This is a genomic window from Paenibacillus sp. FSL R5-0378 (assembly GCF_038009285.1).
In the GTDB taxonomy this organism is placed as follows: Bacteria; Bacillota; Bacilli; order Paenibacillales; family Paenibacillaceae; genus Paenibacillus_AQ; species Paenibacillus_AQ favisporus.
Window position 1 is genome coordinate 4531352 of record NZ_JBBPAY010000001.1, and the last position, 17249, is coordinate 4548600.

A 17249-nucleotide genomic window follows, 5' to 3' on the forward strand; every position below is an offset into this window, starting at 1 on the left:
TGAGAGACATTGGACAGCCCTGGGCTGTTCTAATGCTCTACAAGGGGTGCTTTTTTTGTTGGGGAAACCAGCGGTATTTGTGCTTGACTCTCACCTATACGTGAGGGTTTAGTATGGGTATGGGAGGTGCTTAAGTTGATGTATAAAATTGGACAATTGGCCAAGGAGGCCGGTATCTCCATCCGCACGCTGCGCTATTACGATGAAATGGGTATCCTGACCCCCTCTTTCGTATCTGATGCCGGATATCGGTACTACAACGAAGACGACATCATGAAGCTGCATCACATTACGACTTTGAAGCAGCTTGGGTTTACACTGGGACAAATCCGAAACGTCTTAGAGGCGGAAGCCGGGGGGTCTCACGCTGAAAAATGGACACACGCAATTCGGATGCAGCTTGATTTGCTCCAGGATGAAAAGCATCGCCTCGAGCTGCTTGAGCGCCGGCTGCTGACGACGCTGCGCACAATCGAGCTCCGGGGTGACGTGCCGGTGGAAGAACTGGTCCTGTTCATCCAGATGCTCCATTCAAGAGAAGCCGACTCGGCAGCAAAATCCGTCCAGCGGAACAACAGGATTCGGCAGTTTGCTCCCGATGAGCTCCCGATTATCGAGAAGCTGCCGAAGATGGATGAGGATGATCCGCGGTCGGATGAATGGATCGGCCTGCTGCGGGACATCCATCAACACCTCGAGGAGCCGCCGGATTCACCGGCATCCAGACAGTTGGCACAGCGGCTGCTGACCATTGGCGAAGGGTGGTTTGATGGCCGGGAAGACGTGCTGGAGAAGTATTGGGAGTGGATTCGTCCCGAAGCCGGGGAAAGCGAAAAGGTCCTTGGACTGGATGAAGATACGGTGAACTACATCGACCGCATCGTCGACGAGTATTTGCGGCACGAGCAAGCGCAGCAAACGGATAAGACGAAAGGAAGGGATCGAAATGAATGAACAAGCAAAAACCACGACGCCAGCGAAACCCGTGAAACCGCGCAAACCGTTAAGCAAAAACCAGGCGTGGGCTTATGTGGCGATCGGGGGAATCCTCGAAATCGTCTGGGCTTCAGGCTTCAAATATGTGGAGATTCCCTCCATCATCGTGCTGATTGCCCTGCTGACGAGCTTTGAGCTGGTCATCCGTGCAGCGAAGGTTCTGCCGGTCGGGACAACCTACGCCGTTTTTGCCGGGATCGGCACGATCGGAACCGTGGTTGTGGAAGCTGTTTATTCCGGTGGTATTGGCCTCCTGAAAGTCGGCATTATTTTGCTCTTATTGCTGTTTATCATCGGATTAAAACTTACCAGCGGGGAGGAACACAGCTAATGGCTTGGGTGCTGCTTATTGCCGCCGGATTGCTTGAAATCGTCGGCGTGATTGGAATCAAAAGGGTATCCGAACAAAATAACTGGACCAACAACCTCATTCTTATCGGCGGTTTCATCGCGAGCTTTTCATTGCTGGTCAGAGCGATCGAGTCGATCCCTTTGTCGACGGCTTATGCGGTCTGGACCGGGATCGGTTCGGTTGGAGCGGCCGTTGTGGGCATGATGTTTTTCAAGGAATCGAAAACGCCGGTTCGACTGTTTTGTATCGTGGGCGTCATCGGCTGCGTCATCGGGCTTCGGCTTGTTGAGTAAACCGCAGCATATCTGAATAAGGCATCAATGCAAAACCTCGCTTGCGGGGTTTTTTGTGCTGAAATCCAGCGTCCGTGGCGGGATGTGCCAAACCGCTGGACAAGAAAAAACGGTTTAATGCCGGAATTGATCATCGAATGTTCAGGTTTTACATACATATTTCATGAACATGGAACGTTTTTAACAAAACCGGTTTAATGTAGGACTTGTACTTGAGACAAATTCCAAGCCAAGACATGAAGGAGAGGATTAGGAGAACGTGGTTACGATTGCTGATGTAGCAAAAGCTGCGGGGGTTTCGAAAGGTACGGTATCCAGCGTGTTCAGCAAGAAACGTCCCATCAGCAAAGAGGTCACGCAGCGTGTGCTTAAGGCGGCGGAGGAATTGAACTACAGGCCGAATTACTGGGCAAGGAGCCTCGTAAACCGGAAAACCAACATTATCGGGCTGAACATGCGCAGCGAGAAAATGCCGCTGGACGCGTTCCAGCACGAATTGCTCGACGGCATGATGGAGGTTTGTTATGAACATGGCTACCGGATATTGATCAACATTTTGCAGCCTTCCCTGCTGAAGCAGGTGGAGCTTATCGCTTCAGATCCGGTGGACGGAGAAATTTTGCTCGACCCGATTCATGACGATCCCCGAATTGAAGACCGGCTGAAGAGACACGTCCCCATCGTTGTGGTAGGACGTCCATCAGGTGAACGGGCCGGACAGGTATGCTCCGTCGATAACGACAATATCGCGGCGGCCGCCAAAGCGGTCAGGCTTCTCCTGACGCAAGGGCACCGGCGGATATTGTTTCTCAACTCGGCGAAGGACCGGACCGTGGCGGAGGATCGGGAGCTGGGTTATTATTTGGCCCACCGCGAAGCCGGTGTGGATTCGCTGGCAGGACTGATCCTGAACAAGCCGGATGACGATGGAACCTCGATCCGCTTCGGATACGAGATGACCCTGCAGATGCTTCGCGAACATTCTCGAATTTCCGCCATTCTGGCGGACAACGAATCGATGGCTATGGGCATTTATCAAGCGGCGGAGGAGCTTGGACTTCACATTCCCGCTGATCTTTCCGTTATCGCTTTCAGCGGAGGCGAGCATTTCCCGCCCGCGATGCATCCGCCGCTAACCGGGATGAGGCTGGATGCAAGAACCATCGGCATGGAAGCCGCCCGCCTGCTGATCGAGCAGGTGACTGCCGGCGCAGCCGGGGTTAAGCGGATACTCCTTCCGTCCGAACTGGTGGAGCGCGGTTCCTGCGCGTGCACCCATTAAACCGTTTACACATTGCTATCTATAAGAAAAACGTCTATCGACGTACCTTCAAAGAAGACAGACCGCGTCCAGTGGAAGTTTTTCTTGCGATTATAGAATCGTTCAGCTCCGCTGAAAATTTATCATTCTATAATCTAAAAAAAATCATTGTTGGAGGTGTTTTGAATGAAAAGAAAGTCAGGCATTTTGATGGCAACCCTGCTGGCAGGTTCACTCCTGGTCTCGGCATGCAGCAGCAGCGGCGGAGGAGACACGGGTAAGGCGGCGGAAGGGGGAGCGGATACCGGCAAGCAGCCGGAAATGAAGCTTCGCATTCTCTCCGCTAACGTCGGCGGGAAAACCCCGGATGAAATGAAACAGTTCGAGGCTGAGATTAAGCGGTTAACCGGCATTGACGTGACGATCGAAAAGCCGGCGAGCGACTACGACCAGAAAGTGCTGACCGTGCTGGGTTCGGGCGAGAAATACGATCTGATCGAGCTCAGCGACCTCGGCAAGCTGGATCAATTTGTCGGGCAGGGTGCGGTGACGGATCTAAGCGATTTTGTTAAGGGGTCGAGCACGCTCTCTGATCCGAAGGTGATTCCCACCGCTGAATGGGATCAGTTGAAAGACAAGGATGGCAAAATCCATGCCGTCTTCACGAAATTCCAGGGCGGCACGATGCCGATCGTCCGTAAGGACTGGCTGGATAAGCTGCATCTGCAGGAGCCGAAAACGCTGGACGAATATTATCAGGTGCTGAAAGCTTTTAAAGAGCAGGATCCGGATGGCAACGGCAAAAACGACACCTACGGCTTGAGCACTTCCGGCTTGTATGACATTCAGGGGTTCATGAGTGCGGCCGGTTTGAAGTACCGCTATGTGATGAAGGACGGCAAGCGGACGATCCCGTATGCTTCCGACGAAGCGATTCCGATGTATGAATGGTTTGCCAAGCTGGTCAAGGAAGGCATCATGGATCCAAACTTCGTAACGAACGATACAGGCAAAATGCGCAACCTGTTCCTGACAGACCGGGTCGGCATGGTGACGTACTGGGATGCCTGGGTTGGCATGTTCAACAACCTGCGTAAAGAGCAGGATCCGAATACAACGTTCCAGGCGGAAGCGATCGCCAGCGCCGCCGGTCCGGACGGCAACATCCTGATGCGCCGAGGCGACCCCGACTTCTGGATCGTGCCGCAAAATGCGCCGCATGTAGAAGCGGCAGAGAAATTCCTGGAGTTCTGGAACTCCAAGGACGGCATCACCCTCGGCAGCCTTGGTATTAAAGACGTCGATTATACCGAGAGCGGCGGCCAATATACGCTGACGGCAGAGGGCAAGGAGCACAACATGGACCACGGCGTGCCGTTCTGGTACAACGAAAACGTCAAGTCCCCGTTTGACAAACTGCCCGGCGTCGAGGCCGCCCAAGAACTGGTCAAACAGCATGCGACGCTGGAACTAGCCCTTCCGGGCTGGCCGGACGCGGAAAAAATCGTACAAAATTACGCGCTGAAAGCCATGTCCGGGGAAATGCCCGCCGCCGATGCCGTCAAGAAAATGCGGGAGGAACTGAAGAGCGCGAATTTGATCGACGAATAGCTCCCGCGGTTTGATTTTACCCGATAGGATGTGAAGTTAGACAAGATGAGAGCGATTCGTAAATACGGCGTACTCTATGCCATGATGCTTCCCGTCGTCATTTACTTTATCATTTACGGTTATTATCCGCTCGCGCGGGGCCTGCAGATCAGTTTTCAGGACTACAAGCTGATAGGCGAACGTCCCTATATCGGATTTGCGAATTATGCGGCCGTGTGGCATGATCCGTTTTTCTGGAAAGCGCTGGGCAATACGGTGGTGATCGGGGGAGGCATTCTGGTCTTCGGATTTGTCGCCCCCCTGGTCATCGCTTTATCCTTGAATGAAGTCATGACGGCATGGTTTAAAAAAACGGCGCAGATGCTGCTCTACATCCCGCATTTGCTGTCCTGGGTCGTGATCGGGGGAATGTGGATCTTCCTCCTTTCGCCCGACACCGGTATCGTCAATTTGGTGCTTCACAAGGTGGCCGGCATCGAACCTATCCATTTTCTGGCCGAGTCCACCTGGGCGAGATGGGTCATGATCCTGGTCTCCACATGGAAGGACATGGGCTACAGCTGTATCCTGTTTCTTGCCGCGATCGTTTCGATTAATCCGTCCTTGTACGAAGCAGCCCGCATGGACGGGGCTACCAGGTGGCAGCTTGTGCGATTCGTGACACTTCCCCAGCTGAAAGGAACGATGAAAGTCATTATCCTGCTGAATACGCTCGGGGTGCTAAGGATCTTCGACCAGGTCTTTGTCCTCCGCAATCCGTCGACCTCTTCCCATGTCGATGTGCTGATGATGTACACGTTTCAGAAGGGCATTATGGAGATGCAGGTTGGCGTGGGTGCGGCCGCGAGCTTTTTCGTTCTGGTCTTTACGCTGATATTGACGCTTGCCGTGCGGACACTAACCCGATTTGACGAGGTGGAATAGATGATGAGACACGCGAATTACGGTTTAAACGCCAAGCGGATGACGGTGTTCGATTGGCTCAACGCCTTGTTCATTATCTGCCTCATGCTGACGATGATCATTCCCTTCCTGAACGTCATATCGCTCTCGTTGTCCTCCGGGGTTGCGTCCATGCGGCCGGATATCATCCTGTTTCCCAAAGAATTCAGCCTGGATGGATACCGTACGATCTGGAACAGTCTGGATCTGTGGCGACCTTTCCTGAACAGCACGATTGTGACGGTCTTCGGAACGCTGCTGCATGTGCTGCTGTCGTCGCTGGCGGGCTATGTGCTGATCCATCCCCGGGTACCGGGAAAACGGCTGATGATCACCTTCATCCTGATTACGATGATGATTCCGCAGGAGGCGGTGCTGATCCCGCTGTACGTGGTCAACAAGGACTTCCACCTGATCAACACGCTGACGGTGCTCGTTCTGTCTGGACTTGTCTCGGGGTTTTCAATCCTGCTGATGCGTAACTTCTTCATGAGCATCCCCTACGAAATTTCGGAATCCGCCAAAATCGACGGTGCGGGCGACTTCTGGATCTTCGCGGCCATTTATATGAGGCTGGCGACCGCCGGATTGGCTACGGTGACGCTGTTTGAATTCGTGGGACGCTGGAACATGTTCACAGCACCGCTGATTTTCATCAATGACAGCTCGAAATATACGCTGCAGGTAGCTCTGAAAGCCATGATTATCGATTCAAGCACTTCTTCCAGCAACTACCTCATCACCACGAATGTAAAAATGGCCGGAATCATGATCGCCATTCTGCCGCTGATCGTCATCTATCCGTTTGTGCAGCGGTTCTTTATGAAAGGAATCATGCTGGGTGCCACGAAGGAATAATAGGATGAAAGAGGGGGAACACGCCATGCAAGCACATATGAATGAGACGGAACCTTTGCCGGTCGTAACGATCGGGCGGCAAGTGAACATATCTCCCGAAGAGGAGAAAACGTACCTGGAAGTGCGCTTTCATGTTCCGGCTGATGCTGAACGGATCCATGTCGCTTACCAATACGACCGCGCTGACGGGAAGACGGTGATCGACCTCGGCCTGCGTTCCCCGGAGCGGATCGTCGGCTGGAGCGGCGGTGCCAGAACCGAAATGTTCGTCGGACTGGAAACCGCGACCCCCGGATATGCCTCGGGCGATATCGCCTCAGGAGAGTGGGCCGTGCTGCTGGGAGCCTACAAAGTGCCGGATGAAGGAACGGAGGTTTCGGTCTCCATCGAGATCCAGCTCAAGCATAAACGGTGGATTCCAGGCGATTTGCATGCCCACACCTATTACAGCGACGGCAAACACAGCGTCAGCGAGGTTTCCCGCTCGTGTCTGGATAAAGGGCTTGCCTTTCTCGCCATGACCGACCATAATACGTTCTCCCAAAACCGGAACACCCTGGCGAAGACGGAAGAACTGCTGCTCATCCCAGGCGTCGAGATGACCAATTATAAGGGTCATGCGAATTTGCTTGGACAGCTGGATGCGCTGGAGGACTTCAGGGTGTATACGGTGGAACAAGCTTCGGAACAGCTGGCCAAAGGAAGGGAAAAGGGAGCGCTTGCGGTGCTGAATCATCCTTTCTGCCCGGACTGCCCGTGGGAATTCGGCTTTGACGTTCCGTTCGATGCGATCGAGGTGTGGAACGGCCCGTGGCGGGAGCTGAACGAAACGGCGGTACGCTGGTGGCAGGAGCGCCTTGCCGAAGGCCGGCGGATCGTGGCTGTGGGAGGGAGCGATTTCCACGGTCCCCATCCATGGGTTCAGCATGGACGGCCGACCGCGCACGTGCAGTCGGAGTCACTGACCGCAGCCGGAATTCTGGAAGGGATTCGCCGGGGAAATGTGGTGCTGACCCTTGATCCGGACTCCACGTTTATCGATTTTCAGATCAATGGCACTTACGCCGGGGATCAGGTACAGCGGAACTCTGAGCACGGGACTGTTGTGATGGAAGCCGTGATCCGCCGTGCCCAGGGAGATCAAATCAGCCTGTGGTCCGACCGGGGATTGGAGCGGCAGTGGACGGCAGCGAATGACGAGCTAACCTTGACCTGTGAGCTGCCCCAGGACCGGCTCTTTTACCGGATGGAGGCAAGACGCGATATGGGGGAACTGGGGGCACAGGTGATGACCTGCCTGACCAATCCCGTCTATTTAAGATAATTTGATCATAGAACATTTCAAGAGGGTATATTGCTTTTCACAAGAATGTCTAGCGTTTATAATCGATCATAGAAGTGAGTACAGTCTATTGACCGTATTCACTTTTTTCTTTGTAAAGCGTTAAAATGATGATTAACAGCATGTAGCGGCATCATCACGAACAAGGGGGTAATCCAATGAATGTTATCATTAGACAAGAAAAACTTAAAGACATTAACGAAGTCTACGATGTCGTACAAAAAGCATTTGAAGATGCTTACTATTCAGACCACGATGAGCATCATTTGGTAAAAAGGCTTAGAAATTCGGCGAGCTATGTTCCGGAATTGTCCCTTGTAGCCGAATGCAGGAACAGAATCGTGGGTCATATTCTTTTTACGGAAATAAAAGTGGGGAATCATACGCTGATTGCCCTTGCACCTGTTGCTGTATTACCAGAAATGCAAAGCAAGGGCATTGGGAAGTTGCTGATTATGGAAGGCCACAAAATCGCTGCACAGCGTGGTTATAAGGGTTCTGTCGTTATGGGTCATGACAAATATTATCCGAAATTTGGCTATAAGAAAGCCAATTCATATGGCATTAAAGCGCCATTCGACGTTTCTGACGATCATTTCATGGCTGTTGAGCTTATTGAAGGTGGTCTTACCGATGTCCATGGCGTTGTAGAATATGCAAAGGAATTTTTTGAAAATTAGAAATATGATGTAAGATATTTTGGCAGGAACTTTAGCCAATCTGCGTTGGTCTTAGAGTAAAAAAACAAAACCGTTAAGCCGATCATCTGCGATGGCTTAGCGGTTTTATAGCGTTAATTTGTTGGCGCACCCTAATACAAGACTCTCCACAGGTAAAAGGTGGCATATGACTCCCAGCCCGACCAGCCTGCGGACAACTGCCGGATTTCCGCCTTGGACGGCTTGCTGTCTCTTCCCAATATATGCTTCATGGCGTTGTGCAGCCCGACATCGTCGATCGGAAACGCTGACGGAAACCGCAGGCACCGCATGGATACGTAGTTCGCCGTCCAAGGCCCGATCCCCCGGATACTCGTCAGCATCTTTTCAGCTGCCTGATGGCTTCCGGTTTGAAGCAGCCCCAGCTTGCTGAGCTCACCGGAGGCGATTCGCTGTGCGGTATCGATGAGGTATTCGCATTTTTTGACGGTCATCCGCAGCACGGCAAGATCTTCAACAGAACATGCCGCGATTTTGTCCGGTGTCGGATAAATCCAGTACGTTTTTCCCTCGCAATCCACACTTCTTCCGAAGTTCTCCACCAGGCGTCTTTTGAGCGTATAGGCATAGGTCAGGTTCATTTGCTGCCCAAGGATTCCCCAGGTAACGGCCTCGAACAAGTCAGGGATGCCCACGGTCCGCAAGCCTCGGAAGGACTGCACAGGACCTTTCAAGAGGGGATCGGATTCGGCCAAACGATAGAAAGGGACGATATCCCGGTCCAGATCGAACCACTCCCGCACATAACGGGCCACCTCCGCGCGTACCCATTTGCGGGAAGGGGCCGTATCACCAAGAAAACGGACGACCAGCTCCCGGCAGTCACCGGCACGGATTTCGATCACCGGTGTCTCGTCTGCGACGGACAGCGCCTTGTAAATCCGGTTGTTGTCGATCCGGTGCAGACATTCATTGGAGGAGCGCAGCAAATATTTAACGTTTTCCTCGAAATTGAATTCGGCAGGGACGAATAGCTTGATCTCGTGCTTATGGTCCTCCCAGGAGCCGCGGGGAAGGGTGGAGCAGCAATTTCTGCATGGCCGGTACCCCGCAAGCTCGGCTTCTTCCCGGGTATGGAAGCGAATTGTATTTTCAGGTTTAGGATGACCGCCGCACCACGGGGTGCAATAAATGTTCATTGTGGTGACGCCCGTAAAATAAGGAGCATCCCAGACCGAATGCATCGTCTCTTGTCGGCATGTTGTAGACATAAGAGGTCCTCCTTTGCATCTTGCTTACCTTACCAGTGTATACCGAAACCTGGACGCTTTCATTTCGTTATCTTGCTTTTACATTCCCAACTTCATCCCAAACGGCTCAATGAAGGGTATACTGGGGATGGAGGTGAGGCAGATGAAGGATCACAGGAATGACCGGGATATAGACCAAACCGAGATAAAGCGCCGGATAAAAGAGGATATTCCGGAGGAAAAGTGGCGGGCGATTGTTTCCAACGATGCGGCGTATGATTTCCGTTTCTTTTACGGGGTCAGCACGACGGGGATTTTTTGCCGGCCTTCCTGCAAATCCAGACCGCCCAACAAGGAGAACGTACGGATCTTTCAACATGCGGAAGAGGCGCTGGCGGCCCGCTTTCGGCCGTGCAAACGGTGCAAGCCGACTGGCGAGAAGCTGCCCGATCAGGAATGGGTGAACCAAATCACCGATTATATCGACCGTCATTTTCGGGATAAGCTGTCTTTGGAACATTTGGCTGATGTCTGTCACGGAAGTCCTTTTCATCTGCAGCGGACCTTTAAGCGGGTGCAGGGTATCAGCCCGGTTGAATATATCCAGCGCAAAAGGATAAAGGAAGCGAAACACCTGCTGGCCCACACGGACCAATCCATCACGGAGATTGCCGCGGGGGTCGGGAATTCGAATGTCCCGTATTTTATTACGCTGTTCAAAAAAATGACGGGCCAAACGCCGCTGGAATTCCGGCAAATTTGGCAGCACGGCGCTGCCCTGGAGGTGCAAACGTATGAATATGAACATGATCACGGCAAGCAAAACTGACTTGGTAACCCTGTATTGGAACAGGCTCGACGGAGACGGCTGGAGCCTTTATGCAGCCGCTACGGCCCAAGGGCTTGGTTATGTCGGTTCCCACGACGGTTCGTTTGATGAACTTGAGGCCTGGGCGGCACAGCGTTATCCGAACCATCAATGGGTTCGGGATGAAGTGACAATGCTTCCTTACATTACGGAGATCGCTGAATATCTTCAGGGAACAAGAGAAGCATTTACGATTCCAATGGACGACCGGGGAACCCCGTTCCAGCGGGAGGTATGGCGGGCACTCTGCTCCATTCCTTATGGGCAGACCACAACCTATTCCGAGATCGCTCACCAGATCGGACGCCCGGCTGCGGTGCGGGCCGTTGGCGCGGCGATTGGAGCCAATCCGGTGCTGATCATGGTGCCCTGCCACCGTGTCATCGGAAAGAGTGGGGCGCTTACGGGATACCGCGGCGGCCTAGAAATGAAAGAGCGGCTGCTTGCGCTCGAAGCTCGCCAATCCATCCCGGCTAGGGGACCGCGCCATGCCAACTAGTATCCGGGAACGGATTCAGATGGTGGATTGGGGCGCGCTCCGGAAGACGTTAGACGATCAAGGATATGCCAAGCTGCCTGCCATTCTAACTCCGGAAGAATGCGAAGAACTGATTGGAACCTACGCAAGCGAAGAACGGTTCCGCAGCACGATTTCGATGGCCCGGTATCGCTTTGGCAGCGGAGAATATAAATACTATGACCGCCCGCTGCCTGCGGCGGTCCAGCAGCTCAGGGAAAATCTGTACCCGGAGCTATCCCGGACCGCCAACCGTTGGCATGAGCAGCTCGGCATGGATGCGGGGTATCCGGCGTCCCTTGACGAATTTTTGGAAGAGTGCCACCGGCAAGGCCAGCTGCGGCCTACGCCGCTGATCCTGAAGTACGAAGCCGGGGGCTACAACTGCCTGCATCAGGATTTGTACGGCGAAGCGTATTTTCCTTTTCAGGTCGTGTTCGCCCTGAATCAAAGGCAGCAGGATTACACCGGCGGCGAGTTTCTGCTGGTAGAGCAGCGTCCGCGGGCGCAGAGCCGGGGGCATGTGATCACGCTCGAGCAGGGTGAAGGGCTGATTTTCCCGACAAACTACCGGCCGGTTCAAGGGACTAAAGGCTATTACCGAACCACGCTCCGTCATGGGGTAAGCACAGTACAGACTGGTATTCGGTATACGCTCGGTGTTATTTTTCATGATGCCACCTGAGCGTATCCCCTCCTTTTTTTGAAATGTCGCGAGCCTGTATTGACAACGCTAATCGGAAGTTACAGTATTAGGGGAGATGCAATCGCTTTCAGGGTGAGGTGGGTTTAAGGGCGGCAGGGCATCGTCCACAAACGTGTCTTATCGGCAGACCCTATGCTAACACCGCATTAGGAACGCGATTGAACTGCCCGATTCTTATGGAGTAAGAGATTTAGTGGACTTGTACCAAGGTTTCACAATACGGGCAGCAACTACAGGAAAGTGTGGGGATTGGATGCCAAATTTATCGCTGACGACGTGGAGTCTGCACCGCAATCTGGGACCGCTGCGCTGGACGCAGTGGGATGACGAGCGGAAGGAACACGTCACCCGGGTAGAAGAGCAGCCGGAGAAGCTCTCGCTGCTTGAACTGCCGGCAGTGCTGAGAGACAAGGGCTTCACCACGATGGAAATTTGCCACTTTCATTTCAAGGACACGAGCAGCAGCTATCTTCAAGAGCTTCGCGAGGCGATTCAGCAGGCGGGGATGCGTTTCTATACGCTGCTTGCCGATTACGGCGACATTACGAATCCGGATGAAACGCGCCGTGAGGCAGATATGGAGTGGCTGCAGCGCTGGATCGATATTGCGTCCGCTGCGGGGGCAGAACGGATCCGGATTATCGGCGGCGATGCCGATCCCGGCGATGCCGAAGCACTCAAACTCGCCGCCAGCCAGCTCCAGCGACTGATCGATTACGCGTCGGATAAAGGGGTTCGCATCATCACCGAGAATTTTCATGCAATGACCTCCACGGCGGACAACTGCCTGGCTCTGCTGGATGACTGCGGCAACCAGCTTGGATTGACGACGGATTTCGGCAATTTTAAGGGGCCGACCAAGCTGCAGGAATTGTCCAGAACGATTGCCAGAAGCGAATCCATCCACGCCAAAGCGCAGCAGGACGAACAGGGTAACCTTGACGATGCGGAATTTATTTCGTGCATGGAGCTGGTGAAAGAGCATCGGTATGAAGGACCAATTACGATCGTCTATGATGGTCCCGGGGACATGTGGGACGGCATTAATCGGGTAAGGAAGTTAGTCACTCCGTACTTAGGCTGACAGTGACGTCTCCTATGGCTGGAAGATGAACATGAACGTAATATGAAAGTTTAAAAGGCGATTTGCTTCGGGGAATTTCCCTGCGGCAGGTCGCTTTAATTTAACGTAACATTGTTATGTTCTATTTGACAGGCCATTACGGGCTAATAGGTTTTTTGGGCACGGTTTGTCGTTTTGTCGATAAAAAGCGCCCTTGTTGCGCAATGTGTCGAAGGGAAGGAGGAGGGGAATTCGCCAATAAACTATCATTTTTATAAAAAACTGCTTGTTTATTCCCATCGTTACATCTTTTCGAAACAATGTTACGCTTGATAAGCGGACAAATCCGGATGATTCAGCCAGCTTGGCGATGTCATGCCCGCACATATGATGAAAATAAAGGGCGGAAGAGCTTCTTTGGTCAGAATTTTGAAAATGGCTCCATTCGGAAACGATTCGAGCATGCTGTAAAGTGGGAGACTTCACTTCAGCATATAAAAAGCTGCGCATTTCAGAAGAAGGGAACGATTCCCTTTCTGTAATGCGCAGCTTTTATTGAATATGGCGTTATCTGGCCAACCATCCTCCGTCGACGCAGAGGACGTGGCCGTTGACATAATCGGATGCCTGGGAAGCGAGGAAGACAACCGGACCCTTCAAATCTTCCGGCGTGCCCCAGCGGCCTGCCGGAATCCGGTCCGTAATCGATTGCAGACGCTGTTCGTCCGAGCGGATTTGCGCCGTATTGTTCGTCTCCATGTACCCGGGGGCAATGGCATTGATCTGGACGCCTTTGCCAGCCCACTCGTTGGCAAGCGCTTTGGTGATCCCGGCAACCGCATGCTTCGCCGCCGTATATCCTGGCACATTAATGCCTCCTTGAAAAGTAAGCATGGACGCAATATTGATGATTTTGCCGCTGCCGCGCTCGAGCATGTGGCGTCCGGCGAGCTGGCTTAGGAAGAACACGGTGTTCAGATTCAAATTGATCACGTCGTTCCAATCCTGGCGCGCATGATCCGCTGCCGGCGTACGGCGGATGATACCGGCATTGTTCACCAAAATATCGATGCCGCCATAGAAGGAAAGCGCCTGCGCAAACACTTGATCCAAGGCGTCCGTGTCGCTTAAGTCGGCGGAAATTTGTTCCGCCTTCCCACCAAGCTTGCGGATCTCCTCGACCGTCCGGTCACTGTTCGTCGAGGAGATGCATACGACCGAGGCTCCGGCTTCCGCCAGGCCAACGGCCATGCCTTGTCCCAGGCCGCCGGAGGTGCCGGTGACCAGGGCGATTTTACCCGTCAAATCAAACATCGAATATCAGTCCTTTGCATGGGATAGGTTGGATGCTTCACTGCGCATTCGCCACTTCGAGACGGGCGCCCGCTTGGCGAACGGCTTCAGCGAATTCAGGGCTGCACCCTGAGTCGGTAAGGATCGCTTCGACTTCGTTCAGCTTCGCAAACGTCAGCAGGGCGCTTTGTCCGAATTTGTGATGGTCCACCACAGCGTAACAGGTACGCGCGGTCTCGAGGAGCGCCCGTTTGATGTCCAGAAGCTCTCCGGTGTAGATCGTCAGCCCGTCTTCGGGATGCAGGCCCGTTGCCGACAAAAACGCCTTGTGAATATTCAGCCGCCGAACATAGGTGACCGCTTCCGGCCCCGCCAGCATGTTCCGCACGCGGTAACCTCCGGGAACGACAAGCCGGATGGCGTCCTTGCGGGCAAGCTCCGAAATGATGTGGACATCGTTGGTGACGACGGTCAGGGGCTGGTTGTCCAGCGCCTTGGCGATTTCAAGCGTTGTGCTGCCGCCGTCCAGGGCGATGACGTCATTCGGTTCGATGCGCGATAGGGCAAGGCGGGCGATATCCGCCTTCTCCGCAGCGTGGCGCGCCAGCGGTTCCTTGGTGGACAAAATGCCGAGCTGGTCGCTTTGCGCCAGAATCGCTCCGCCATGCACCCGCTGAAGCAGACCTTTGTCCTCCAGCTTGGCCAGATCCTCGCGGATCGTCTTGCCGGTGACGTTCAGCCGTTCGCTCAGTTCGGCAACCGTCACCTCCTGTTTGGCCAGGAGCAGTTCCATAATGTTTTCGTAGCGGCGTAAAGGGTTCATTGGTTATTCATCCATTCGTTCGAGTTTTATCTTATTTTAATTCATCCATGCCGACAGGGTCCATATCCTCAAAGATTTGGTTCTCGCCGGCCATGCCCCAAATGAAGGTATAGCTGTTTGTTCCAACGCCGCTGTGGATGGACCAGCTTGGGGAAATAACACCTTGTTCGTTGCGGACGACGAGGTGGCGGGTTTCCTGCGGCTCACCCATAAAGTGGAAGACGTTGCCGTCTTCCGGCATGTCGAAATAGAAGTAAACCTCGGAACGGCGGTTATGCGTATGGCACGGCATCGTGTTCCACATGCTGCCCGGCTTCAAGAGCGTCATGCCCATGACGAGCTGGCAGCTTTGGATTCCGCCGGTATGGATATAACGGTAGATGGTGCGCTCATTGGAATTGCTCAAGCTGCCCAGGTTGTTCGGCGAAGCTTCGCTGATGGCCGCCTTAACCGTCGGATAAGCTTTGTGGGCAGGCGTGGAGTTCAGATAGTATTTAGCCGGATTGGCTTTGTCGCTGCTGCTGAACACCACTTCCTTGGCACCGAGTCCCACGTAGAGGCAGTCCTTCGAATCGATGGAATAGTCCGTGCCGTCGACGCTGATTGTACCCGGTCCTCCGACATTGATGATACCGATCTCGCGGCGCTCCAGGAACGTATCGGCACCCATCGTTTTCGGGTCGGCTTCGAGCTTGACGCTCTGATTTACCGGAACCGCGCCGCCGACGATGAAACGATCGACATGCGTGTAATAGAGCGTGAGCTGATCCGCTACAAACATCGACTCGATCAAAAATTCCTGGCGCAGGCGAGCCGTATCAAACGCTTTCACTTCTTGGGGATGGGATGCGTATCTAATTTCCATGTTCGTACCTCCATAGGTTCATAATGGTTTATATCAGTTCTATAATGTTCATTATAGTTCATCCACTTAGGATTTCAAGCATAATTTAAAGCGGATACATTTCCACAATTGACCAGCAATTCAGCGATCTGTTATGTTGAACTTGGAATGCAGATCTCTTAAATCGAGCGTTATATAAGTTGAACTAAAGAATACAGAGTGTACCAATAAACCATTTCGATGTTTCGACTTATATCACTCGTACAACGATGGAGGTGAAGATATGCCTGAAACGATCAACATCCGGCCGGCGGAGGCTGCGGATCTCCCGTTTCTGTGGGAAATGCTGTTCGCTTCCATGTACACGCCGGAAGGGGAGCCACCATTGTCCCGCGATATCCTTGCACGCCCTGAAATATCGAAGTACTTGGACGATTGGGGAAAGGAAGGCGACATGGCCTTCATTGCCGTCTCCAGCGAAGGGGAGCGGCTGGGATCGGTCACGCTCCGATTGTTTGATCCGGAATATCCCGGATACGGATATGTGGACGAGAATACGCCGGAGCTGGGCATGGCCATCCTGCCGGAACACCGCGGAAAGGGGATTGGAACCCTGCTCATGCAGCGGGCGTTCGAGGAGCTGCACGCCGCAGGGATACCGTCCGTATCCTTAAGCGTGGACCCCAGAAATCGTGCGATGAAGCTGTACGAACGATTCGGGTTCACGGAAGTCGGCATGTCGGGAACATCGGTCACGATGAAAGCACAGGTTCACCGTTCGGGCATACAGGGAGCCGAGGAACCAATACATAAATCGAAAGCGGGGAATAAGAACATGAGCCAAAGTGCCAAGAGGCTGGACAAAGAAATAACGAAGCGGGTCAAACTGGACTATCTGCTGCATCTGCCTGAAGCTTATGAAAGTGAGCCTGAGAAAAAATGGCCGCTGATCCTCTTCCTTCACGGTTCGGGGGAGCGCGGGAGCGATGTGGAGCTGGTCAAAGTGCATGGCATTCCGAAGTTAGCCGATCAGGATCCGCAGTTTCCGTTCATCGCCATCTCACCTCAATGCCCGGAAGACTCGTTCTGGGCGATGGAGGAAGACGCTTTAATGGCTCTCCTGGAGGAAGTGGAAGATACCTATCGCGTGGATCCAAAGCGCATTTATTTAACGGGATTAAGTATGGGCGGTTACGGTGCATGGCAGCTGGCTGCGATGTATCCAGATAAGTGGGCGGCTGTCGCCCCGATTTGCGGAGGAATGGAACCGAAATATGCCGAGCAGATCAAGGATATCCCGATTTGGGCCTTCCATGGGGCTAAGGATGATGTCGTTCCGCTGTCGGAATCCGAACAAATCGTGAACGCGCTGGAAGAGATCGGCGGGAACGTGAAATTTACGGTGTATCCGGACGCGAATCACGACTCATGGACCGAGACTTACGCCAACAAGGAATTGTATACCTGGCTGCTCAGCCACTCATTATCTTAAAATAGCTAAGGATGGATATGCCCGGTGGAGCACCGGACGTATCCATCCTTTTTTTGTGTGCAAACATCCTGATTCATTC

18 protein-coding genes are annotated in these 17249 nt (G+C 53.3%); 14 read left to right on the forward strand and 4 right to left on the reverse strand.

Annotated elements, in window-relative coordinates; all coding sequences use genetic code 11:
• The first annotated feature begins 138 nt into the window (after positions 1-138).
• The 9 genes from MKY74_RS20970 (at position 139) to MKY74_RS21010 (ending at position 8335) form a co-directional block, all read left to right on the forward strand.
• Positions 139-954 (forward strand): MerR family transcriptional regulator, encoded by an 816-nt coding sequence (locus tag MKY74_RS20970; protein WP_076165365.1) that lies wholly within the window; start codon positions 139-141, stop codon positions 952-954.
• The gene (locus MKY74_RS20975) at positions 947-1327 is read left to right on the forward strand and encodes a DMT family transporter (protein WP_076165362.1); all 381 of its coding nucleotides are present in this window, start codon (positions 947-949) and stop codon (positions 1325-1327) included. The genes MKY74_RS20970 and MKY74_RS20975 overlap by 8 nt, the downstream gene beginning before the upstream one ends.
• On the forward strand, positions 1327-1641 hold the full coding sequence (locus MKY74_RS20980; protein WP_076165359.1) for a DMT family transporter: 315 nt from the start codon (positions 1327-1329) through the stop codon (positions 1639-1641). Before MKY74_RS20975 ends, MKY74_RS20980 begins: the two co-directional genes overlap by 1 nt.
• Positions 1642-1900: 259 nt before the next feature.
• On the forward strand, positions 1901-2923 hold the full coding sequence (locus MKY74_RS20985) for a LacI family DNA-binding transcriptional regulator (protein WP_076165358.1): 1023 nt from the start codon (positions 1901-1903) through the stop codon (positions 2921-2923).
• Positions 2924-3088: 165 nt separating this feature from the next.
• Positions 3089-4513 (forward strand): extracellular solute-binding protein, encoded by a 1425-nt coding sequence (locus MKY74_RS20990; protein ID WP_076165356.1) that lies wholly within the window; start codon positions 3089-3091, stop codon positions 4511-4513.
• Between the two features lie 45 nt (positions 4514-4558).
• The gene (locus tag MKY74_RS20995) at positions 4559-5437 is read left to right on the forward strand and encodes an ABC transporter permease subunit (RefSeq protein WP_076165354.1); all 879 of its coding nucleotides are present in this window, start codon (positions 4559-4561) and stop codon (positions 5435-5437) included.
• A complete protein-coding gene (locus tag MKY74_RS21000; protein WP_244169143.1) occupies positions 5438-6313 on the forward strand; it encodes a carbohydrate ABC transporter permease in 876 nt (291 codons plus the stop codon).
• Between the two features lie 25 nt (positions 6314-6338).
• On the forward strand, positions 6339-7637 hold the full coding sequence (locus MKY74_RS21005) for a CehA/McbA family metallohydrolase (protein ID WP_084203678.1): 1299 nt from the start codon (positions 6339-6341) through the stop codon (positions 7635-7637).
• A 176-nt stretch (positions 7638-7813) separates the two neighbouring features.
• Positions 7814-8335, forward strand: a complete 522-nt coding sequence (locus MKY74_RS21010) for a GNAT family N-acetyltransferase (protein ID WP_076165352.1) — start codon at positions 7814-7816, stop codon at positions 8333-8335.
• 131 nt (positions 8336-8466) lie between these two features.
• Here MKY74_RS21010 and MKY74_RS21015 read toward each other — a convergent pair whose 3' ends face one another.
• A complete protein-coding gene (locus MKY74_RS21015; protein WP_076165349.1) occupies positions 8467-9585 on the reverse strand; it encodes an Ada metal-binding domain-containing protein in 1119 nt (372 codons plus the stop codon).
• Positions 9586-9667: 82 nt separating this feature from the next.
• Here MKY74_RS21015 and MKY74_RS21020 point away from each other — a divergent pair, with 82 nt between their 5' ends.
• The 4 genes from MKY74_RS21020 to MKY74_RS21035 all read left to right on the forward strand — a co-directional run bounded on the left by MKY74_RS21020 (position 9668) and on the right by MKY74_RS21035 (position 12739).
• Complete coding sequence (locus tag MKY74_RS21020) at positions 9668-10393, forward strand: bifunctional transcriptional activator/DNA repair enzyme AdaA (protein WP_432206599.1); 726 nt, start codon at positions 9668-9670, stop codon at positions 10391-10393.
• Positions 10359-10931: a methylated-DNA--[protein]-cysteine S-methyltransferase gene (locus MKY74_RS21025; protein ID WP_279628437.1), complete on the forward strand. Its 573-nt coding sequence runs from the start codon at positions 10359-10361 to the stop codon at positions 10929-10931. The genes MKY74_RS21020 and MKY74_RS21025 overlap by 35 nt, the downstream gene beginning before the upstream one ends.
• The gene (locus tag MKY74_RS21030) at positions 10921-11634 is read left to right on the forward strand and encodes a 2OG-Fe(II) oxygenase (protein ID WP_076165345.1); all 714 of its coding nucleotides are present in this window, start codon (positions 10921-10923) and stop codon (positions 11632-11634) included. Before MKY74_RS21025 ends, MKY74_RS21030 begins: the two co-directional genes overlap by 11 nt.
• Positions 11635-11908: 274 nt before the next feature.
• Complete coding sequence (locus MKY74_RS21035) at positions 11909-12739, forward strand: sugar phosphate isomerase/epimerase family protein (protein WP_076165343.1); 831 nt, start codon at positions 11909-11911, stop codon at positions 12737-12739.
• Positions 12740-13285: 546 nt separating this feature from the next.
• Here MKY74_RS21035 and kduD read toward each other — a convergent pair.
• Genes kduD through kduI form a run of 3 tightly spaced genes read right to left on the reverse strand, consistent with a single transcriptional unit; the run spans position 13286 to position 15699 of the window.
• A complete protein-coding gene (gene kduD / locus MKY74_RS21040; RefSeq protein ID WP_076165341.1) occupies positions 13286-14032 on the reverse strand; it encodes a 2-dehydro-3-deoxy-D-gluconate 5-dehydrogenase KduD in 747 nt (248 codons plus the stop codon).
• Positions 14033-14069: 37 nt separating this feature from the next.
• Entirely contained in the window at positions 14070-14834 is a 765-nt protein-coding gene (locus tag MKY74_RS21045; protein WP_076165339.1) for a DeoR/GlpR family DNA-binding transcription regulator, read from the reverse strand.
• A gap of 31 nt (positions 14835-14865) precedes the next feature.
• Positions 14866-15699, reverse strand: coding sequence for a 5-dehydro-4-deoxy-D-glucuronate isomerase (kduI, locus tag MKY74_RS21050; RefSeq protein ID WP_076165337.1), 834 nt, complete (start codon positions 15697-15699; stop codon positions 14866-14868).
• A gap of 262 nt (positions 15700-15961) precedes the next feature.
• Here kduI and MKY74_RS21055 point away from each other — a divergent pair, with 262 nt between their 5' ends.
• Positions 15962-17170 (forward strand): GNAT family N-acetyltransferase, encoded by a 1209-nt coding sequence (locus MKY74_RS21055; RefSeq protein WP_244169142.1) that lies wholly within the window; start codon positions 15962-15964, stop codon positions 17168-17170.
• Positions 17171-17249 lie beyond the last annotated feature (79 nt).